Annotated in this window: 17 protein-coding genes and 1 pseudogene; 13 read left to right on the top strand and 5 right to left on the bottom strand. The window is 65.8% G+C overall.

Annotated features, from left to right (window positions below):
- Positions 1-122 precede the first annotated feature (122 nt).
- Genes BN3789_RS01600 through BN3789_RS01590 form a run of 3 tightly spaced genes read left to right on the top strand, consistent with a single transcriptional unit; the run spans position 123 to position 4241 of the window.
- A complete protein-coding gene (locus BN3789_RS01600) occupies positions 123-623 on the top strand; it encodes a MarR family winged helix-turn-helix transcriptional regulator (protein ID WP_143753760.1) in 501 nt (166 codons plus the stop codon).
- Positions 620-2377, top strand: coding sequence for an ABC transporter ATP-binding protein (locus BN3789_RS01595; protein ID WP_066829092.1), 1758 nt, complete (start codon positions 620-622; stop codon positions 2375-2377). Before BN3789_RS01600 ends, BN3789_RS01595 begins: the two co-directional genes overlap by 4 nt.
- Positions 2364-4241 carry an ABC transporter ATP-binding protein gene (locus BN3789_RS01590; RefSeq protein WP_066829090.1) on the top strand — a complete coding sequence of 626 codons (1878 nt, stop codon included), beginning with the start codon at positions 2364-2366 and terminating at the stop codon, positions 4239-4241. The genes BN3789_RS01595 and BN3789_RS01590 overlap by 14 nt, the downstream gene beginning before the upstream one ends.
- 82 nt (positions 4242-4323) lie before the next feature.
- Here BN3789_RS01590 and BN3789_RS01585 read toward each other — a convergent pair whose 3' ends face one another.
- The 4 genes from BN3789_RS01585 to BN3789_RS01570 form a co-directional block, all read right to left on the bottom strand.
- Positions 4324-4902, bottom strand: a complete 579-nt coding sequence (locus tag BN3789_RS01585; protein ID WP_066829087.1) for an NAD(P)H-dependent oxidoreductase — start codon at positions 4900-4902, stop codon at positions 4324-4326.
- Between the two features lie 15 nt (positions 4903-4917).
- Positions 4918-5805 (bottom strand): alpha/beta hydrolase, encoded by an 888-nt coding sequence (locus BN3789_RS01580; RefSeq protein WP_066829085.1) that lies wholly within the window; start codon positions 5803-5805, stop codon positions 4918-4920.
- Positions 5806-5896: 91 nt separating this feature from the next.
- Positions 5897-6736 carry an alpha/beta hydrolase gene (locus BN3789_RS01575; RefSeq protein WP_066829083.1) on the bottom strand — a complete coding sequence of 280 codons (840 nt, stop codon included), beginning with the start codon at positions 6734-6736 and terminating at the stop codon, positions 5897-5899.
- Positions 6737-7133: 397 nt separating this feature from the next.
- Entirely contained in the window at positions 7134-8081 is a 948-nt protein-coding gene (locus BN3789_RS01570; RefSeq protein ID WP_066829081.1) for a PHP domain-containing protein, read from the bottom strand.
- Positions 8082-8522: 441 nt separating this feature from the next.
- Between BN3789_RS01570 and speB the strand changes: the two genes are divergently transcribed.
- Entirely contained in the window at positions 8523-9491 is a 969-nt protein-coding gene (gene speB / locus BN3789_RS01565; protein WP_202615052.1) for an agmatinase, read from the top strand.
- A 134-nt stretch (positions 9492-9625) separates the two neighbouring features.
- Here the strand turns inward: speB and BN3789_RS01560 are convergent, their stop codons facing one another.
- Complete coding sequence (locus BN3789_RS01560; protein ID WP_066829079.1) at positions 9626-10486, bottom strand: MerR family transcriptional regulator; 861 nt, start codon at positions 10484-10486, stop codon at positions 9626-9628.
- 374 nt (positions 10487-10860) lie between these two features.
- Between BN3789_RS01560 and BN3789_RS01555 the strand changes: the two genes are divergently transcribed.
- The 9 genes and pseudogenes from BN3789_RS01555 to BN3789_RS01510 all read left to right on the top strand — a co-directional run bounded on the left by BN3789_RS01555 (position 10861) and on the right by BN3789_RS01510 (position 20337).
- Positions 10861-11838, top strand: a complete 978-nt coding sequence (locus tag BN3789_RS01555) for a choline/ethanolamine kinase family protein (protein ID WP_066829077.1) — start codon at positions 10861-10863, stop codon at positions 11836-11838.
- Positions 11839-11871: 33 nt separating this feature from the next.
- Positions 11872-13092 carry an ethanolamine utilization protein EutH gene (locus BN3789_RS01550; protein ID WP_066829074.1) on the top strand — a complete coding sequence of 407 codons (1221 nt, stop codon included), beginning with the start codon at positions 11872-11874 and terminating at the stop codon, positions 13090-13092.
- Positions 13093-13185: 93 nt separating this feature from the next.
- Positions 13186-14612: pseudogene (locus BN3789_RS13455) on the top strand (ethanolamine ammonia-lyase reactivating factor EutA).
- 15 nt (positions 14613-14627) lie between these two features.
- Complete coding sequence (locus tag BN3789_RS01535; RefSeq protein WP_066829068.1) at positions 14628-16004, top strand: ethanolamine ammonia-lyase subunit EutB; 1377 nt, start codon at positions 14628-14630, stop codon at positions 16002-16004.
- Complete coding sequence (gene eutC, locus BN3789_RS01530) at positions 16004-16894, top strand: ethanolamine ammonia-lyase subunit EutC (protein WP_066829066.1); 891 nt, start codon at positions 16004-16006, stop codon at positions 16892-16894. The genes BN3789_RS01535 and eutC overlap by 1 nt, the downstream gene beginning before the upstream one ends.
- Before the next feature lie 10 nt (positions 16895-16904).
- Positions 16905-17558, top strand: coding sequence for an ethanolamine utilization microcompartment protein EutL (gene eutL / locus BN3789_RS01525; protein WP_066829064.1), 654 nt, complete (start codon positions 16905-16907; stop codon positions 17556-17558).
- Between the two features lie 52 nt (positions 17559-17610).
- Positions 17611-19104: an acetaldehyde dehydrogenase (acetylating) gene (locus BN3789_RS01520; protein WP_066829062.1), complete on the top strand. Its 1494-nt coding sequence runs from the start codon at positions 17611-17613 to the stop codon at positions 19102-19104.
- Positions 19105-19223: 119 nt separating this feature from the next.
- Entirely contained in the window at positions 19224-19505 is a 282-nt protein-coding gene (locus BN3789_RS01515; protein WP_066829061.1) for a BMC domain-containing protein, read from the top strand.
- Positions 19506-19569: 64 nt separating this feature from the next.
- Entirely contained in the window at positions 19570-20337 is a 768-nt protein-coding gene (locus BN3789_RS01510) for a hypothetical protein (RefSeq protein WP_066829060.1), read from the top strand.
- Position 20338: the final 1 nt, after the last annotated feature.

The raw sequence follows: 20338 nt of genomic DNA, 5'->3' as shown, positions 1-20338 counted from the left end.
TTTTTATGGCTGTCCGGCGGCTGGTCCAGATGGGTCTGCAAGAAATGTCCAGAGCTTCTCCTGTTGACGTTTATCCGAAATCGGACTAGTATGGCTTGCCGATTTGAGGACGGAGGGATGACGTGGAACAGGATCGTCCATGCGCGGAGGAGCCGAACGACCCGCGCGAACTCGATTGCATGTACAAGGAGGCGGACCGCGTCTACTATCTGTTCGCCCGGGACTGCGGCCTGTCGACATGCGCGTACTGGATGCTGTACGACGTGGAGCGCGCGGGCGGCACGGTCGAGATGCGCGTGCTGTCCGACTCCTGGGCCTACAGCAAGCAGACCATCAACTCCGCGATTAAGGCCATGGAGGCGAAGGGCCTGATCGAGCTGGGCTTCGTCGAGGGAAGCCGGCGCAACAAGACCGTCTCGCTGACCGAGGCGGGCGAGGCGTTCGCGGACCGGTATATCCGGCCCGCCCAGCAGGCGGAGCGCCGTGCGTTCTGCTCGCTCACGCCGCAGGAGCGCCGGGCGCTGCTCGATCATGCGCGCGCCTACACGAACGCATTGGTAGCAGAGATGAACCGTATCAGGGCCACGGCCGCTGAGCGCAACGGGAAGGGAGAGGATGCATGAGGCTGCTGCTCAGGTTCTTACGACCGCACAAGAAGCTCGTGGCGATCACGCTGCTGGTCGTGCTGCTCGACAACACGGGCACGCTGCTCGTTCCCACCATGCTGGCGAATATGGTGAACACGGGCATCGCGACTGGCGATTTCAACCACATCGTGCAGGGCGGTGCGCTCATGCTCGGCGCGTCGATGCTGGCGAGCGGTGGCGCGATCACCGGCACGTATCTTGCGGCGCGCCTGGCGTCAAACGTCGCCCGCGATATCAGGGACGCCATCTACGAGCGCTCGCTTGCGTTTTCGAACAGCGACTTCGAGCGCTTCGGCACCGGTTCCATGATCACGCGCTCGTTGAACGACATGAATGTGGTCCAGCAGTCGATCATCGCCACGATCCAGATGGTGCTCCCGTTGCCGTTTTTGTGCATCGTCGGCATCTTCATGGCGTGCCTGATCGACTGGCAGATGGGCATGCTGCTCGCCGCCGTGACGGCTGTCGTCATGGTCATCGCCGTGGTGACCATCGTGAACGCGGCGCCGATCTTCATGCGCCTGCAGAAGCTGATCGACCGGATGAACGTGGTGCTGCGCGAGAGCATCATCGGCGTGCGCGTCATCCGCGCCTTCACCAAGGAGCGCCACGAGGAGCGCCGTCTGGACGAGGTGTTCTCCGACTACGCCAGCTCGGCCATCAAGGTGAACATGATGTTCGCGGGCGTGGACGCGGCGAGCTTCTTTCTGATGAACATCGCCGAGGTCGCCGTGCTGTGGCTGGGCGGAAACCGAGTGGGCGCGCATGCGATGGAGATCGCGAGCATCTCGGCGGTGCTCGAGTACGCCATGCTCATCCTGTTCTACATCATGGCAGCGCAGATGGTGGCCCTCACGCTGCCGCGCGCCAAGGCGTGCCTGGACCGCGCCTCGGAGGTCGTCGACCTCGTGCCGGAGATCCGGGACGGCGCGGACGCCGCGGGCGCCGCCAAGGGTGCTGCCGCGGACGCGCGCGGAAACGAGGCGGTGGCGGCGTTCGACCACGCGACGTTCAAGTTCTCGGATGCCGACGAGGACACGCTGCACGACCTCACCTTCACGTGCCGCCGCGGGCAGACCACGGCGATCATCGGTTCGACCGGCTCGGGAAAGTCGACGGTGGCCAAGCTGCTGCTGCGCTTCCATGATGTGACGGACGGCTCGGTGAGCTTCTGCGGTGCCGACGTGCGCACCATGACGCAGGAATCCCTGCGCGACCGCATCGCGTACGTGCCGCAAAAGGCGTGGCTGTTCTCGGGAACCGTGGCGAGCAACCTGCGGTTCGGCAACGAGGGCGCCACCGAGGACGAGATGCACCATGTGCTCGAGGTCGCCCAGGCGGGCTTCGTGGACGAGCTGCCCGACGGGCTCGAGGCGCGCGTGGCGCAGGGCGGCACGAACTTCTCGGGAGGCCAGCGCCAGCGCCTTTCGATTGCGCGTGCGCTCATGAAGCACGCCGACCTGTACATTTTCGACGACAGCTTCTCGGCGCTCGACTTCAAGACCGACGCGGCGCTGCGCCGGGCGCTCGTCGACGAGACGCGCGACGCGGCGGTGCTCATCATCGCGCAGCGCATCTCGACCATCCTGCACGCCGACCAGATCGTCGTGCTCAAAGACGGCGTCGTCGTGGGTCTTGGGACCCATGAGGAGCTCATGCGTGATTGCGCGGTGTACCGGGCGATTGCGGATTCTCAGATGAAGGGAGGTGCGGGCGATGACCAGCGCTAAGCATAGGGATGACGAACGCGAGCGTACGGAGCGCGACGTCGAGCTCGAGGAGCGTGCCCTCGACGGCGCCGACGACGAGCCGCAGGCGCCGCGCGACACCTGGGGCACCATCCGCCGCCTGTGGAGCGAATCGCGCGGGCAGCAGTGGCGCTTTGCGATCGTGATCGTGTGCGTCGTGCTCTACACGGTGTTCAGCGTCGCCGCGCCCGCGTTTTCGGCCGATGTCATCGACACGCTGTGGACCGAGATCCAGGCGTCGTTCGCCCAGGGTCGCGACTTCGTGGTGACCTGGGACCGCGGCGGCCGGCAGATCGCCGTCTACCTGGGCGTATGGACCATCGCGTTCGTGGTCTACTCGATCCAGACGTTCACCATGGCCGGCTTTGCCGAGCGCCTGAACCTGATGCTGCGCAACCGTATCGCGCGCAAGCTGAACCGCCTGCCGCTTTCGTTCTACGACAGCCGCAAGCCCGGCGAGGTCGTGAGCCGCGCCACCAACGACCTGGACAAGATGTCCGAGGTCCTGCAGACCGGTCTGTTGCGCCTGCTGATGGCGATCGGCAGCGTGATCGGCGCCGTGACCATGATGTTCGTCTACAGCCCGATGCTCGCCTGCGTGTTCCTGGTGTTCTCGGCGCTGTCCATCGTGCTGACCCGCCTCGCGGCGCGTCGCACGCTGCTTCTTGCCGCCGAGCGCCAGAAGTGGGTGGGGCATCTCACCGCGGCGGTCGAGGAGGCCTACAGCGGCCGCGTCATCATCCGCGCGTTCAACCGCGAGGGCGCAAGCTCTGCCGACATGCGCGCGCTGACGCGGAAGCTCGCCGACGCGAGCCGCCGGGCCGACTTCCTCACCAATGCGGCGGCGCCCGCCATCCGCTTCGTGGGACGCGTGTCGCAGGTGGTCATCGCGGTGCTCGGCTGCGGCATGCTCGTGGCAGGAAGGCTCACGCTCGGCACGTTCCAGGCGTTTTTCCAGTACATCATGCAGGCGTCCGAGCCGCTCACGCAGATGTCCATGACCGTCAACACGCTGCAGAGCGCGCTGGCGAGCGTGGAGCGCGTGTTCGACATTCTGGATGAGCAGGAGGTCGAGCCCGACCCGACGCCGGAGCTCGCGGCCCACGTCGAGCAGCCCGTGTGCGGCCGCGTGGCCTTCGAGCACGTGCGCTTCGGCTACGATCCCGAGCGCCCGCTCATGCGCGATGTGTCGTTTTCGGTCGAGCCGGGCCAGAAGATCGCCATCGTGGGCGCCACGGGCGCGGGCAAGACGACCCTCATCAACCTGCTCATGCGGTTCTACGAGGTCGATGGCGGGCGCATCACGCTCGACGGCGTCGACACGCACGCCATGACGCGCGAGGAGCTGCGCCAGAACTTCGGCATGGTGCTGCAGGACGCGTGGCTGTTCGATGGGACCATCGAGGAGAACATCGCCTACGGCAAGCCCGGTGCCACCCATGAGGAGGTCGTGGCGGCGGCGCGCATGGCGCACGTGGACTTCTTCGTGCGCACGATGCCGCGCGGCTACGAGACGCGCGTCGCCAACGACGCCGAGAACATCAGCCAGGGGCAGCGGCAGCTGCTCACCATCGCCCGCGCGATCCTGGCGGATCCGAAGATCCTCATCCTGGACGAGGCGACATCGAGCGTGGACACGCGCACCGAGCACGCGATCGTGCACGCCATGGAGGCGCTCATGCACGGGCGCACGAGCTTTGTGATCGCGCACCGCCTGTCCACCATCGTGGACGCGGACCTCATCTTGGTCATGGAGCACGGAACCATCATCGAGCAGGGGACGCACGCCGAGCTGCTGGCGGCGGACGGCGCCTACGCGGCGCTGTACAACTCCCAGTTCATGTAGGGCGGAAGAACCGAAGCAAAAGAGCACCACCCTTTTGGGTGGTGCTCTTTTTGGATGGGATCATGTGGGGGCGCGGGCCTGCCTACCCGCGCGGGAGCCCGCGCAACCACGACACGTAGGCCGCGGCACTCCTCTCAAGCTCCTCGTCGGTCAGGCCGTTCTCGGTGCCGAACAGGGCAAACGGCTCGGGCTCGCACGTGGCGCCCACATAGTTCGCGGTGGCGCGGAAGGGGACGATGACCTCTGAGGGCGTGAAGCCGACGGTGCCCTCGGCGCAGTAGTTGGCCTCGATGTCGCCTGCGGACATGGCGACGGCGAAATGCTTGCCGGCCAAGGCGCGTCCCGGCTCGCCCGGCGCCGCGGTCTCGCCGCCATATGCCCAGCCGAAGCCGTAGACCTCATCGGTCCAGGTGCGCAAAAGGGCCGGCGCGCTGTACCAGTAGACGGGGAACTGGAACACGACGGTGCCGTGCGCCTCCAGGGCGGCCCGCTCGGCGGCGATACCCGCATCGTCCATAGCGCCGTTCGGATAGAGCGCGTATAGGTCGCGCACCTCGAATTCGTCCGCGTGCCGTGCGAGCTCTTCGACCCAGCGCTTGTGCACGCGGCTTGCCCCGCCGAGATCGGGGTGCGCGACGATGACGAGTATGGGCGCGGCCATGGCGGCTCCTTTGAGCTAGTCGTTGTCCTTGAGCACGAACTTGCCCTCATCGGGCGGGCGCAGGTTGGTGATGCCGGAGTAGTCGACGTTGGCCGACGACGGTTTCATCTCGCCGGGGGCGAACCAGTCGAGCGCGCAGTCGATCCATGCGTTCCAGAACGGCCACTCGTGGCTGCCGATCTCGGGCTCCCAGTACGTGACGTCGAAGTCGGCGTCCTGCAGAAGCTCCACGACCTCGCGGTTGTTCTCGCACAGGTTGTCGTGCTCGCCGCATGCGCCGTAGAACTTGGGCTTGGGCAGGTCGGGGTCGTTCTTGAAGCGGTCGATCATGGCGACGTAGTCCTTCTCGCTGCCGATGACCGTGTCGAGGTCGCCGAACCAGCGCTCGTAGTACCTGCGCTTGCGCGGCGAGTGGGATTCGACCGCCTCGATGATGCGGTCGCGCATGAAGGCGCCGGACAGGGCGATGATGCTGCCGAAGCGATCGGGTCGCTGCAGGCCGTTGATCAGGGCGGTGTAGGCGCCGATGGAGATGCCGGCGAGTGCGGTGTCCTCGCGTTTGCGCGACAGCGGGAACAAGCGGCGGGTCACATCGACGAGCTCCTCGCTGATGAACTTGCCGTGCCATTCGTTGATCTCGGGTTTGTTCAGGTACAGACCGTCTTCGCCCGACGGCATGATGACGACTACGTCGCGGGCCTCGGCGGTCTCGACGACATGCGTCTTGTCGATCCAGTCGTAATCGCGACCGAACAGGCCGTGCAGCAGATAGACCGTGCGGTACGGGCCCTGGCGGCGTTTGGCGAGCTTGGGGCCGTCCATCTTGTCGACGGGTATGACGGCGGTCAGGATGACGTTGCGCTGAAGGTAGTTGGAATAAAAATCGACTTTGAGCAATGCCATTGCAGATCTCTCCTTCACGTGCAGCTCGTGGAGCCGAACTTATTCTGTTATACCCGACGCGCCTTTTGCAGGGCGCGTCGATTCGGTAAAACTAGTCCCTCGGCAGCCAATCGAGCGCCTGGGGAAGTGCCTGGTTCCAGAAGTCCCAGTCGTGGCCGCCGGCGAACTCGCGCTGTTCGACCTCGATGCCCGTGCCGCGCAGGCGGGCCGCCAGCACGCGGTTGGGCTGCGCGAGGGGATCGGAGGATCCCCAGGCCATGAAGACGCGCGGGCGCGGGCGATCGCAGTAGACCACGTCGGCGGCGAGGCGCGCGGGATCCTTGTCGGAGTCGATGACGCGGTTGAGGTCGCCGAACGTCGACTCGAGGAAGGGGCGGGACAGGAAGAACGGCTCGTCGCGGATGAGCGCGTCGAAGTTGTCGATGATCATGGCGCTGGACAGGGCGATGATGGCGCCGAAGTTCTCGGCGTACTTGAAGCCGTTGCGCAGCGCGCCGTACGCGCCCATGGAGATGCCGCCGATGAACATGTCCTCGCGGCGCTCGGACAGCGGGAACATGCGGCGGACGACGTGCGGCAGCTCGAGGCCCACGAAGCGCCCGAAGTAGTTGTGCGTCTCGGGGTTGTCGACGTAGAACGCGTTGTAGCCCGAGGGCATGACGACGGCGAGCTGGTGGTCGGCCGCCCACTTGGTGATGCGGGTCTCCGAGATGATGTCGGTATGGTTTCCATTGATGCCGTGCAGCAGGATGAGCGTGCGGAACGGCGCCTTGTGCGGCGGGTAGGGGGCGGCGTCCCAGTTGTGCGGGTCGCGGCGCAGGCTGGCGTCGACCGCCCACGCGTCGTTTGGGTTATCAAACGGCAAGATCACGTTCAGCGTGGTCGTGCGCATGAGCGAAGAGGAATAGTAATCGACACTGATGCTCGCCATGGGGCCTCCTTTGCGCGTCGGGCGGGCCGACGGAGATTGCATGATACCTCTGCGAAGTATACGCCAACGCGCCGGTCGCCCGTGGCGAGCGGCCCCTCGGCACGGGCGCTGATGGGTTGAAATGAACCCGTCCCCAATCAACCCATCCCCGAGCGCTCAAAAAACGTGTATATCGAGTTTGGTGCGATTTTTCGGTGCCTTCTGCCCACATGCGCCGCACCCCTCGGCATTTGCCCAGTTGTTTCCTGCGGAAATGCTGAGGGGTGTAGCGATGGTGAGGAATTGGGCCTCAAAAATCGCACCAAACTCAGCCTACTGTTACTGTAGGTTTTGCTCGAAACGGATTTTTATGCAGTTTCGGCACGGGAATATACACGTTGCTCCCGTCCTGTCGATTTCAGCGCGCGGAGACCGGGGATGCCAGCTGCCAGTTCTGTCCCAGCGGGACCTTGTGCCAGCTGCCGTCGGCGCGCGGGACGTCGAACGTGCGGTAGCCGCACTCGTGCGCAAACGCCTGGGCCTCGAGGATGCCCCAGCACACATGGCTCTGGCGGTGTGCATCGGATCCGAAGGTGATGGGCACCTCGGCGCGGCAGAACTTCTCGAGCAGCCTGCGGGTGGGGTAGTAGTCGAGCACGCGCTTGCGCTTGCCGCCTGTGGAGACCTCGATGCGCCGGCCGGTGTCGTGGGCGCACTCGACCATGCGGTCCCACAGCGGGGTCAGGTCCATCGTGGGCGCGTAGCCCTCGTTGGCGAAGCGCATGGCAAGGTCGGGATGGGCCATGACGTCGAACTCGAGCGGGCTTTCGCACGCGTGGCACCAGTCGTCCACGTAGCGGCGCCACACCTCGTCGGGTCCGAGCTCATCCCACAGGTGGAGATCGTCTTTGTTGTCGATCCAGCCGCAGCCGGTGCCGGGGGTTCCCGCCGGCTCGACGCTGCCCTCGGGCACCATGCCGGTCGATCCTGCGCCGATGTCGCCGGGGTCTCCGATCCAGTGCACGCTGCCCAGGCGGATCACCGCCCCTTCGCTCCAGCGCCGCACGTTGTCCTCGCAGCCGCGGTACCAATCGCATTCGAAGCCGTAGACCAGCTCCATGTTCGGGGCGATCTGCGCGGCGAGCTCGCGCGTCTCCTCAAAGGCGCGGCGGCGTGCGGGCAGGTCGGCCTCGCTCACCATGGCGTCGCCCTCCGGGTCCATGGATGCGGGTAGGGTGAGGTGGTCGGTGAAGGCGAGCACGCGGCAGTCGTTCGCCGCGGCGGCGGTCATCACCTCCGTGAACGTCGACTCCCCGTCGGAGAAGTGGGTGTGCGTGTGGCAATCGACGATCGGGATACGCGACATGGCGCCTTCGGCTCCTTTCCGCAGCGGACGCGCCCGGACGGACAGGGAGCGGGCAGCATCCGCATTGTATGGCTTTCGATGGGGGCGTGGGGCTCTAGTCACAGACGGGTAACCGAAACCTGACAGATTTCTTACAACCCGTGGGCGATGTGCCCGTACCCTATGCCACATCGCTCTGTTCGTCAACAGTGCACAGCTGTGACCTGCTGGTTTTCCGTTTGCGGGCGATTTCCGCCCGTTCGCGGAGGGTGGATTTGACCTTTGTGCTGCACAAGCATCGAAGCTTTGGTTAGCGCGGAAGGGGCTCCGCGCTGCAGAAGCGATCGGCCGCGCGCAGACACAGCGGCGTCTCGGGGTCCGCGCCCCGCGACACCGGTGCACGCAGCGGATCGAGACCGACGAGCGCGCACGCGCTCACGAGTACTGAAAAGAGTGATTGTCGTGTCCAAGCATTACAAGCCTAAGAACTCTCTCATGTCTCCGCGCTTCTCCGGCGTCAAGACCTTCATGCGCATGGAGCTCGTCGAGGACGAGTCCGTGCTCGACGATGTCGACTTCGCCGTCCTCGGTATCCCCTTCGACACCTGCGCGACCTTCCGTGTCGGATGCCGCCAGGGACCGGCTTCCATCCGTGAGATGTCCGCTCTTGCCGCCAAGCCGTACAGCGGCCCGCTGGGCGTCGACATCTTCGAGGAGTGCTCCGGCGTCGATTACGGCGATCTGGGTTCCGTCCCCGGTTACGTCGAGGACTCCTTCGACGTCATCAAGCAGGGCATGCTGCCCATCTTCCAGAAGGGCGTCATCCCCGTCGCCATGGGTGGCGACCACTCCGTGACCCTGCCCGAGCTGCGCGCTTGCGCCGAGGTCAACGGCCCTGTCGCCCTCATCCACTTCGATGCTCACTATGACACCATCGACAAGTACTTCGGCAAGGACTACACCCACGGCACCCCGTTCTATCACGCCGCCAAGGAGGGCCTGGTCGACACCTCCAAGTCCATCCAGGTCGGCATCCGCGAGGGCCTGTACGGCCCCGAGGACCTCACCCGCTCCTCCGATCTGGGCTATGCCGCCATCAAGGCCGACGAGCACCACAAGATCGGTAACGAGGCCGTCATCGAGCGCATCATCGAGCGCGTGGGCGACGCCAAGGCCTTCCTGACCTTCGACATCGACTACCTCGATCCCGCTTGCGCCCCTGGCACCGGCACCCCGGTCCCCGGCGGCTTCACCACCGCGGACGCCCTCGAGATCATCCGTGGCCTCAAGGACCTGAACATCATCGGCTACGACATCGTCGAGGTTGCCCCGATGTTCGATCCCTCCGGCATCACCTCCATCGCCGCGGCCGGCATCATGCAGGAGTTCCTCTCCCACATCGCCTACCGCAAGAAGAAGGCCCGCGCCTAAATCACGAGCAGCATACGATCCCTCGTATCCAATCTGCCCTCTCCTTTCTAAAGAGAACCCCTCAGCGCAACCGAGGGGTTCTTTTCTTATATATACAGGGGGTCGCTCGCGCCTGCCGCCGGGGGCGGGTGCATCTACGAGGAAGATGCGTCTTCGTCGGGCTTCTTGGCGAGCTTGATGGGCACCTGGATCTCCAGCAGAGTCTCCTCCGGATCGTCGGTCACGGTCTTGTCGATCTTGTAGATCTGGAAGATGTTGCCCGCGATGTCAAGGTTGTACAGGTCGAGGTAGCGCTTGAGCAGCTCAAACGACTCGTTGTACTCCTCCAGCCCGGTCCCGCGGTAGAACATGCACAGGTACTCGTTGGCGGGCACCGTGACCATGTGGTCCTTCTCGATGCTGTCGGGCTGCACGAACAGCATGGGCACGCAGGGGATGTAGCTTTCGCTGGGATACAGGATGCGCTGGTCGCAGTACACGCCGATGCAGTCGCTCGCCAGCACGGGTGCGACGTCGGTGAGGTACTGCTCGAGCTTGGTGAAGGCGAAGGCGTGCTCGCGCGGGCCGCCCGCGGGCTCGCCGAACGTGATGAGGTAGCGCTTGGGGATGTGGCACTTGAAGGGCACCCCGATGGCCGGCAGGTGGCGCACGTCGTCGAGGAAGTGCAGCTTGCGCGCGAGCACTTGCGACAGCAGCATCTTCTCCTCGATCTCGCGGATGAGCAAGCGCTGGCGCTCCTTGAGGATGCGCAGAGATTTCTCGAGGTTGCGGCCGTCGAAGTACTCCTTGATCTCCTCGACGGAAAGGCCCAGGGAGCGGAGCTCCTTGATGGTGCCCAGGCGCTCGTACTGGCGGATGGAGTAGTAGCGGTAGCGGGTCTGCGGGTCGACGTAATCGGGCTTGATCAGGCCGACGCGGTCGTAGTGGCGCAGCGTCTCGCTCGTCACCTTGCGCAGGCGGGCGAGCTCGGTGATGGAGAGCAGGTCGTTTTTCATGGGTGACCTCTTTCGCGGCAGCAGGGTGCGTCGCTTACGCGACGCGAGGAATGAGCCGCGCCCGAGGGCGTGGCGCCAGGTGCCGTCCGTGCCTGCGGCTCTGAAATGTTCCTCAGTATACCCAAAAACGAGCAAAAAAGTTGACAAATGTCGTTGACCTTGGTGCAGCACAAAGGGACAGAATAAGGTCACGCACACGGGCCTTAGCGGTCCGGTGCAGGCGATTCACTCGTCTTTACGTGTTCAAGGCCCCTCTTGAGCAGGTATGAGATCCGGCGACGCGGAAAACGCCGGGTCCTTTGAAACCACCGTGTCAACATGGCGCGGGCCTGGCCGATCACGGGCCTGCGCCGCCATTCCAAGAGGGGGACCTGATGTCCGAAATCACCGCTCGCAACAAGTCCGTGTTCGGCGACGTCATCGCCAACGACGAAATCAACGACTTCCTGCGTCTTGTGAACATCACCCGCGACATCTTCAAGCAGGGGCTGGCCGTGCTCGAGATCATGCCCGGCGGCCTGACCAACAAGAATTTCCGCGCCGTGCTCGAGGACGGTACCCAGATCGCCATCCGTCTCGCCGGCAAGGGTACCGCCAACTACATCAACCGCCCGGGCGAGAAGCAGAACGCCGGCCAGATGGCCTTCCAGGGCATCGCTCCCGAGATCTTCTACTATGACGAGAAGACCGGCTCCCAGATCGTCGAGTACATCGATGCTCCCACCATGCACCCCGCCGACTTCCAGACCCGCACCGAGGTCATGGAGAAGGCCGGCCGCGTCATGAACCGCTATCACAACTCCGGCTCCACCTTCGCTTCCACCTTCGACCCGATCGCCAAGGTCAAGGAGTACGTCTCCATCCTCGAGGAGCACAACTACGACAAGCGCTATGAGGGCTGGGACCGCATGTCCGACGCCCTGCGCCGCATCGCCGAGGCCTACGCCAAGCATCCCGCGCCGCAGGCTCCCTGCCACTGCGACACCCTCGCCGAGAACTTCATGCTCCAGGAGGACGGCACCATGCGCGTCATCGACTGGGAGTACTCCGGCATGACCGACCCCTACTATGACTGCGCCTGCGTCTGCGTCGAGAATCCGCTGAACGAGGAGTGCGAGAAGATCTACTTCGGCGCCTACTGCGGCGGCGAGCCCACTGAGGAGCAGAAGGCCCGTCTGCTGATCAACAAGTTCCTGGTCACCACCCACTGGTCCACCTGGTCGCTCGTCCAGATCTGCTACGGCAAGGACGCCGACTTCTACTGGGAGTACGGTCGCGTCCGCGCCGTCCAGGCCTGCAGCTTCCTCGACGACCCCAAGTTCGAGGACTACCTCAAGCTCATCTCCGAGTAACCGCTCGCAGGGAAGAGAAAGAGGTTACTTCGCATGGAAATCATCGGAACCATCGTCACGTGGATCATGATGATCTGCTGCGTGATCGGCGGCATCTCCTACGCCATCGACGACCAGTCCGAGCTCGGCCAGGCCTTCCTCGGCGGCCTCAACATCATGGCCAGCATGTTCATCCCTATCTGCGGCCTCATGGCGGCGGTGCCCTTCGTCTCTCAGTTCGTCTTGAACGTGATCGGGCCCGTGTTCGGCCTCATCGGCGCCGACCCGGTCGTGGCCTCCGCCTTCGTGTTCCCGCCCGACTGCGGCTCCTTCGCCCTCGCGACGGAGATCGGCCAGACCCCGGATCTGTACCCGCTGGTCATCGCCACCGGCTTCATGTGCGCCTCCACCGTGGCGTTCAACATCCCCATCGGCCTGCAGTCCCTTGAGAAGCGCGATCACAAGTTCCTCGCGCTCGGCACCCTGTCTGGCTTCCTGTCCGTTCCGTTCGGCATCCTGATCTCCTGCCTGATCGTGTGCTTCACGCATCCGTCCATCGCCACGGTGTTCGCCTCCGGCGCCGCGACGGACTACGTGGTCAACCTCACGCTCGGCATGATCGCCGTGAACATGATCCCGCTGGTCATCATCTGCGTGCTCATGGCCATCGGCCTGAAGCTCGCCCCCGAGGGCATGATGAAGGGCTTCGCCATCTTCGGCAAGGTGCTCACCGGCGCCCTGACCGCCGTGGTGGTCTGCGTGATCGTGGAGCACTACACCGGCATCTTCTCGAGCACGATCGGCTGGGGCTTCGACCCGATCCTCGCCGACGAGGAGAACGCGAGCCGCGCCGTTGAGATCCTGGGCACCATCGCGATGATGCTCACCGGCGCCCTGCCCATGGTCACCCTCATCCAGAAGTACCTGGGCAAGCCGCTCGCCAAGCTCGGCCGTCTGGCCGGTCTGGACGCCAACGGCTCCGTGGGCCTCGTGGCCTGCCTGCCCAACGGCCTCGCCCTGTTCCCCTTCATCGCCAAGATGCGCGATGAGGACAAGGTCGTGGTGTTCGCGTTCCTCGCCTGCGCCGGCTACTGCCTGGGCGACTTTTTGGCCTTCAACGTGAACTTCCAGCCCAACCTGCTGATCCCGATCTTGGTTGGACAGGTCTGCGGCGGCATCATCGGCATCATCTTCGCCCGGCTGCTCGCGGTCCCCGAGGTCAAGCGCATGCGCGAGCGCGGCGAGCTCGACGAGCCCGCGGTCGCCGAGGCCTAAACCATCTGCGGAAATGGGCGACAGGCACCGCGCCGGCCGCCCTTCCCGCATCACCCATCTGTTACCGGAATCGATAAGAGGAAGGAGGCTGCCATGGACGCGAGCACGATCACGAGCGTGGGCATCGACATCGGTACGTCCACCACGAGCATGGTCGTGAGCCGTCTCGCCGTGGCCAACACGGCGTCGGGCTTCACGGCTCCGCACGTCGCCATCACGGGCGCCGAGATCGTCTACCGCTCCGAGATCTACCCCACGCCGCAGGCGTCGGGCAACCGGATCGACGTGGCGGCCGTCGCCTCGCTGATCGAGCGGGAATACGAGCGCGCCGGCATCACGCCGGCCGACGTGCAGACCGGTGCGGTCATCATCACGGGCGAGTCCTCCCGCAAGGAGAACGCCGAGCTCGTGACCGAGAGCATGTCCGAGCTCGCCGGCGAGTTCGTGGTGGCCTCCGCCGGTCCCGACCTGGAGTCCATCATCGCCGCCAAGGGCGCCGGCGCCCAGGACTACTCGCGTGAGTTCGCCTGCACCGTCGCCAACGTCGATGTGGGGGGCGGCACCTCCAACATCGCGGTGTTCCACTGCGGAGACCTGGTCTCCAAGGCATGCTGGGACATCGGCGGGCGCCTGGTGCGCGTGGACGCCGACGGTCGCATGACCTACGTGAGCCCGCGCATCGCCGCGGTCGCGCGGAGCCTGGGCATCGAGCTCGTCGTCGGCGAGCCGACGCGGGCACCATCCGCCGCGTGACCGACCGCATGGCCGGCCTGCTGGCCGAAGCGCTCGGCCTCTGCCCGCGCACGCCCCTGTGCGACGAGATCCGCACGCCCGAGGGAAGCGACCTCGCCGTGGGCGTGCCCATCGACTGCGTGTCGTTTTCCGGCGGCGTGTCCGAGGCGATCTACCGGCCGCACACGGACTGGTTCCGCTACGGCGACATCGGTCCCATCCTGGCGGCGAGCCTGCGCGAGGGACTGATCCCGCGCGCGGCGAAGCTCATCGAGCCGCGCGAGACGATCCGCGCGACCGTGGTGGGCGCCGGCTCCTACACCACGACGGTGAGCGGCTCGACCATCGAGTTCACCGACGAGGGCCTGTTCCCCATGAAGAATCTCCCGGCGTTTTTCGCCACGGAGGATGCCGAGCGCGCCGCGCTCGAGGGGGATGGCGATAAGCTCGCGCGCCAGGCGGCCTGGTATCTCGGCGAGTCCGCGGCGAGCAACCTCGTGTTCTGCATCAACCGCGTGAAGCGTCCCGGATACGCGACTGTCTGCCGCCTGGCCGACGCCCTCGTGCGCGCAAGCTCCGCGATCCCCGAGGGCGAGCCGCTGCTCGTGCTCGTGGAGGACGACTTCGCCAAGGTGCTCGGACAGGCGCTCCGCAGGCGCCTGCCGGACCGCCGCCTGATCTGCATCGACAGCATCCAGGCGATTCCCGGCGACTATCTGGACCTGGGGCGCCCGCTTATGGGCGGCCTGGCGATCCCGGTCGTCGTCAAGACGTTGATTTTCGGATAAGGAAGGAGAAAGTCAGTGATCCTCAAGACTACCCTGGCGGGGCGCACCTACGCGTTCAAGGACGTGAAGGACGTCATGGCCAAGGCAAACGAGCAGAAGAGCGGCGACGTGCTTGCCGGCTTGGCGGCCGAGACCGACTCCGAGCGCATCGCGGCCAAAGAAGTGCTCGCCAACATGCTCATGAGCGATCTGCGCGAGCACCCCGCCGTCGACTACGACATCGACGACGTGACGCGCATGGATCAGGACGGTGTGGACACCGCCCAGTACAATCGCATCAAGAACATGACGGTGGGCGAGTTCCGCGAGTGGCTGCTCAGCTACGACACCACCGAGGCGGACATCAAGGGCGCCACGCGTGGCATGACCGCCGAGATGGTGGCCGGCGTCGCCAAGATCATGAGCAACCTCGATCTGGTGTACGCCGCCCACAAGATCCACGTCGAGAGCGAGTGCAACACGGTCGCCGGCCGTCGCGGCACGTTCTCGACCCGTCTGCAGCCCAACCACCCCACCGACGACGTGGAGGGCATCACGGCCTCGCTGTACGAGGGCCTGTCCTACGGCTGCGGCGACATGCTGATCGGCCTGAACCCGGTCAACGACACCTCCGCCTCCTGCAAGGCGATCCTCGAGCGCTTCGATGACGTCAAGCGCCGCTGGCAGATCCCGACGCAGATCTGCGTGCTCGCCCACATCACCACCCAGATGGAGGCCGTGCGCCAGGGTGCGCCGACCGACCTCATCTTCCAGTCCATCGCCGGCTCCCAGAAGGGCAACGAGTCCTTCGGCTTCACCACCGAGACCATCCGCGAGGCCCAGGCGCTGCTGCGCGAGAAGGGCACGGCCAAGGGCCCGAACGTGATGTACTTCGAGACCGGCCAGGGCTCCGAGCTCTCGTCGGACTCCCACTTTGGCGCCGACCAGGTGACCATGGAGGCCCGCTGCTACGCCTACGCCAAGCAGTTCCAGCCGTTCATGGTCAACACCGTCGTCGGCTTTATCGGACCGGAGTACCTCTACGACTCCAAGCAGGTCATGCGCGCGGGCCTGGAGGACCACTTCATGGCCAAGCTGTCCGGCATCCCCATGGGCTGCGACTGCTGCTACACCAACCACATGATGGCCGACCAGAACGACCTCGAGACGCTGACCCTGTCGCTGGCCGCCGCCGGCTGCAACTACGTCATCGGCGTTCCGGCGAGCGACGACGTCATGCTCAACTACCAGTCCAACGCCTACCACGACGCCGCCGCGGTCCGCGAGGTGCTCGGCCTGCATCCCATCGCCGAGTTCGAGCGCTGGTGCGAGCGGGTCGGGATCATGGAGAACGGCCGCCTGACCGACCGCGCCGGCGACCCGTCGATCTTCACGGAGAGGAGTGGTCTGTAATGGTGGACGAGAAGCTGGTCGCCTCGATTACGCGCGCCGTCCTGGAGCAGATCGGCTCCGCCGGCGTCACGGGCGCCTGCTGCGCCCCGGTCGCTCACCGCGGCGACGCCGGCTCGCTCGTGCAGAACGGCGAGCTCATCGACCTGCGCACGCAGGAGAACAAGACCGCCATCACGCTCGAGCGCGCCCAGAACATGGACATGGTCGAGCAGATGCGCAAGACGACGCCCGCCCGCATCGGCGTGGGCAGCGCCGGCCCGCGCCTGCGCACCCGCACCTACCTCACGCTGCGCGCCGATCATGCCGGCGCCCGTGACGCGGTCTTCCGTGACGTCGACGAGGACCTGCTCGCCCGCATGGGCCTGTTCACGGTCCAGACGCTGTGCTCCGACCGCAACGAACACCTGACCCGTCCCGACCTGGGCCGTCAGCTGTCCGAGGAGACCAAGCGCGAGCTGCGCTCCAAGTGCCAGATGTCCCCGCAGGTCCAGGTGTACGTGGCCGACGGCCTGTCCAGCCAGGCCATCGACGCCAACATCGAGGACTTTCTGCCCGCCCTCATGGACGGCCTGCAGGATCTGGGCATCCAGACCGGAACCCCGTTCTTCATGCGCTACGGTCGCGTGCCGGCTATGGACGTGGTGTCCGAGACGCTCGACGCCGAGGTCACCATGGTGCTCGTGGGCGAGCGTCCCGGCCTGGTCACGGCCAACTCCATGAGCGCCTACATCGCCTACCGCGCCAAGGTGGGCATGCCCGAGGGCCGTCGCACCGTGGTGTCCAACATCCACTCCGGCGGCGTCCCGGCTCCCGAGGCCGGCGCCCACGTGGCCCAGCTCATCAAGACCATTCTCGAGGCCCGCACGAGCGGCGTCGATCTGCAGCGGTAGGGGAGGCATCATGCGCGGAGACAAGATTCCCGTTTCCATCCTGAGCGTTCAGTACATCCCCAACGCCGACCCGGCCCTGCTCAAGAAGCTGCGCGTCGCCCGCGCCTACTCGAGTCTGGGCATCATCACGACCGACTGCGACGACGTGTCCTACTGCGCGCTTGACGAGGCCACCAAGAAGGCCGACGTGCGCGTGGCGTACGCCCGCAGCATGTACGCCGGCGCCGGCAACGCGTCCACCAAGCTGGCGGGCGAGTTCATCGGCATCCTGGCGGGCGTCAACCCCGAGGAGGTCCGTTCGGGCATGGAGGCGGCCATCGCCTACATCGAGGACGGCGTGGCGTTCAACAGCGCCAACGACGACGACTCCATCGTCTACTTCGCCCAGACCATCTCGTCTGTGGGCAGCTACCTGGCCAAGCAGGCGACTGTCGACCAGGGCACGGCGCTGGCCTACCTGATCGCCCCGCCGTGCGAGGGCGTGCGCGCCCTCGACGACGCGCTCAAGGCCGCCGACGTGACCCTCAAGAGCTTCTACGGGCCCCCGACCGAGACCAATTTCGCCGGCGGCCTGCTCGCGGGCGACCAGGCGGCATGCAAGGCCGCCTGCGACGCCTTCGCCGATGCGGTCTGCCGTATCGCCGACAACCCGCGCGAGGCGTAAGAGCACCGCGCACGGGCACCCACCCATTTGTTGAAAGGAGCTGACACACGACATGGCACTCGATCGCGATCTGCAGTCCATCCAGGAGGTCCGCGACCTGATCCGCGCCGCGAAGAAGGCGCAGGAGGAGTTCGCTACCTGGAGCCAGGAGCGTGTTGACGCGCTGCTGAAGGTCATCTGCGACGCCTGTGTCGACGCGGCCGAGCCTCTGGCCAAGATGGCCGTCGAGGAGACCGGCTTCGGCATCTGGCAGGACAAGGTGGTCAAGAACCTCCTCGGTTCCAAGATCACCTACGAGTACATCAAGGACATGAAGACGATCGGCGTCATCAACGAGGACCGCGAGAACAAGATCCTCGAGATCGCCGTTCCCATGGGCATCGTCGCCGCGATCATCCCGTCGACGAACCCCACCTCCACGGTGATGTACAAGTCGCTCATCTCGCTCAAGGCGGGCAACGCCATCATCGTGAGCCCCCATCCGGGCGCCAAGAAGTGCACGACCGCCGCGGTGCGCATCGTGCAGGAGGCCGCCGCGAAGGCCGGCGCGCCCGCAGGCCTCATCGGGGTCATCGAGACCACGACCATGCAGGCCACCAACGAGCTCATGTCCAACAAGGACACGGGCATCATCCTGGCCACCGGCGGCTCGGCCATGGTGCACGCCGCGTACAGCTCGGGCAACCCCGCGCTGGGCGTGGGCCCGGGCAACGGTCCCTCGTTCATCGAGCGCTCCGCCGACATCCCGCTGGCCGTCAAGCGCATCATGGACTCCAAGACCTTCGATAACGGCACGATCTGCGCGTCCGAGCAGTCCATCGTGACCGAGGAGTGCATCGCCGACAAGGTCCGCGCCGAGGTGAAGCGCCAGGGCGGTTACTTCATGGACGAGGAGCAGTCCAAGCGCGTCGAGAAGTTCATCATGCGCGCCAACAACACCATGAACCCGGCGATCGTGGGCAAGAGCGCCCAGGTCATCGCGCGCATGGCGGGCATCACCATCCCCGAGGGCACCCGCGTGCTCGTCTCCGAGCAGACCGAGGTGGGCAAGACCCATCCGTACTCCCGCGAGAAGCTCTGCCCGATCCTCGCGTTCTTCGTCGAGAAGGACTGGGAGGGCGCGTGCAAGAAGAGCATCGAGATCCTCCAGAACGAGGGCGCCGGCCACACCATGACGATCCACTCCCAGAACGAGGACGTCATCCGCGAGTTCGCGCTCAAGAAGCCGGTCAGCCGCCTGCTCGTCAACACCCCCGGTTCGCTGGGCGGCGTCGGCGCGAGCACCGGCCTGGCTCCGGCCCTCACCCTCGGCTGCGGCGCGGTGGGCGGCTCCGCCACCTCCGACAACATCTCGCCGAGGAATCTCTACAACATCCGCCGCGTGGCCTGGGGCTTGAAGGAGCTCGAGCAGCTGCGCGCCGAGGTCGGGCAGCCCTGCGCTCCCGCGGCCGGCGCCTCCTGCGCAGCCACCTGCTCCACGGTGTCCACCGCGGACGTCGAGCGGATCACCCGCGAGGTTCTGGCCGCCGTTCTGAAGGCCAACTAGCGCATCGCGCATCCGGGCGCCTGACGGGCGCCCGGGCAAGCGCCCGAAACCGGGGCGCACGCACATTCGGTTCTCATCCCGCCGGGTAGGCCGACGGGTTAGAAACAGGAGGTAGAACAATGGCTAACATGCAGGCACTGGGCATGGTCGAGACGAAGGGCCTCGTGGGCTCCATCGAGGCCGCGGACGCGATGGTCAAGGCGGCCAACGTCACGCTGGTCGGCAAGGAGCACGTGGGCGGCGGTCTGGTGACCGTCATGGTCCGCGGCGACGTGGGGGCCGTCAAGGCCGCCACCGACGCGGGCGCCGCTGCCGCCACCAAGGTCGGCGAGCTCGTCTCCGTGCACGTCATCCCGCGCCCCCACACCGAGGTCGAGGGCATCCTTCCGCACGTCGGCTAGGCGAGCGGTCGCTATCAGGTAAGCGAGGCGGGAAATGGTCAGGGAAGTCATACAGGAGGATACGGTGCGCCAACTGTTCCTCAGGCGCGGCGAAACCGAGATTCACGTCTCCCGTGACGCATACGTGACCGATCAGGCGCGCAGCTACATCCGCGAGAACGGCATCCGCCTCATCGTCGACGGAGTTCCGCCGGCATCGACGGGCACCACCCGTCCGGTCGGCGGCGCGCTGCCGGAAAACGACGCCATCCGTCCTGCCAAGGAGATGGCCCAGGGTCGCTTCGTGACCCTGGACGGCCGCAGGCTTTCCGAGAAGCCCGAGCACATGACGCATCTTCACGCCAACGTGCTCGTGCCCAAGACCCACCCCCGCATCGCGCTTCGCGGCAGGTTGGACGACCTTGAGGCCGACATCCTGAACCTGCAGCTGCACGCGCTGGAGGAGGGCAACGGGAAGCTCGTGGACGCCCTGCAGCAGACCTTGGACTTCGCCCGGAAGATCCTCGGTGCCGAGGTGGCCGAAAAGCCGCTCGAGGACACGGAGCTTCTGGGCATGGACGAGGCCGCGCAGCGGCGCGTGTCGCACAACCCCAAGAAGTACTTGGGTGTCGGTCACCTCATGCCCGACGTGCACATGGGGGCTCTCGCCCTGGGCCTCAACAAGCTGCGCACCGAGACGCGCGAGGTCGAGCTCGCGTGCGTGGCCGCGTTCGAGCGACCCGACGGTTCTTCGGAGCGCACGGACCTCGTGCGCGCCCTCAACCGTCTGAGCAGCACGTTCTACATCATGATGCTCGGCGTCATCGCCGAGCGGACCGCGAAGGAAAGCTGAG

This window comes from Collinsella ihumii, from assembly GCF_900046475.1.
GTDB lineage: Bacteria > Actinomycetota > Coriobacteriia > Coriobacteriales > Coriobacteriaceae > Collinsella > Collinsella ihumii.
This window is presented reverse-complemented; position numbering and strand designations above follow the sequence as displayed.

Bases quoted from the DNA above. Each gene is read 5' to 3' on its own strand.
- BN3789_RS01560 (WP_066829079.1), bottom strand. From the start codon at position 10,486: ATGAAAAACGACCTGCTCTCCATCACCGAGCTCGCCCGCCTGCGCAAG.
- BN3789_RS01595 (WP_066829092.1), top strand. From the start codon at position 620: ATGAGGCTGCTGCTCAGGTTCTTACGACCGCACAAGAAGCTCGTGGCG.
- BN3789_RS01570 (WP_066829081.1), bottom strand. From the start codon at position 8,081: ATGTCGCGTATCCCGATCGTCGATTGCCACACGCACACCCACTTCTCC.
- BN3789_RS01580 (WP_066829085.1), bottom strand. From the start codon at position 5,805: ATGGCATTGCTCAAAGTCGATTTTTATTCCAACTACCTTCAGCGCAAC.
- BN3789_RS01550 (WP_066829074.1), top strand. From the start codon at position 11,872: ATGGAAATCATCGGAACCATCGTCACGTGGATCATGATGATCTGCTGC.
- BN3789_RS01575 (WP_066829083.1), bottom strand. From the start codon at position 6,736: ATGGCGAGCATCAGTGTCGATTACTATTCCTCTTCGCTCATGCGCACG.
- BN3789_RS01520 (WP_066829062.1), top strand. From the start codon at position 17,611: ATGGCACTCGATCGCGATCTGCAGTCCATCCAGGAGGTCCGCGACCTG.
- BN3789_RS01555 (WP_066829077.1), top strand. From the start codon at position 10,861: ATGTCCGAAATCACCGCTCGCAACAAGTCCGTGTTCGGCGACGTCATC.
- BN3789_RS01515 (WP_066829061.1), top strand. From the start codon at position 19,224: ATGGCTAACATGCAGGCACTGGGCATGGTCGAGACGAAGGGCCTCGTG.
- BN3789_RS01590 (WP_066829090.1), top strand. From the start codon at position 2,364: ATGACCAGCGCTAAGCATAGGGATGACGAACGCGAGCGTACGGAGCGC.
- eutC (WP_066829066.1), top strand. From the start codon at position 16,004: ATGGTGGACGAGAAGCTGGTCGCCTCGATTACGCGCGCCGTCCTGGAG.
- BN3789_RS01585 (WP_066829087.1), bottom strand. From the start codon at position 4,902: ATGGCCGCGCCCATACTCGTCATCGTCGCGCACCCCGATCTCGGCGGG.
- eutL (WP_066829064.1), top strand. From the start codon at position 16,905: ATGCGCGGAGACAAGATTCCCGTTTCCATCCTGAGCGTTCAGTACATC.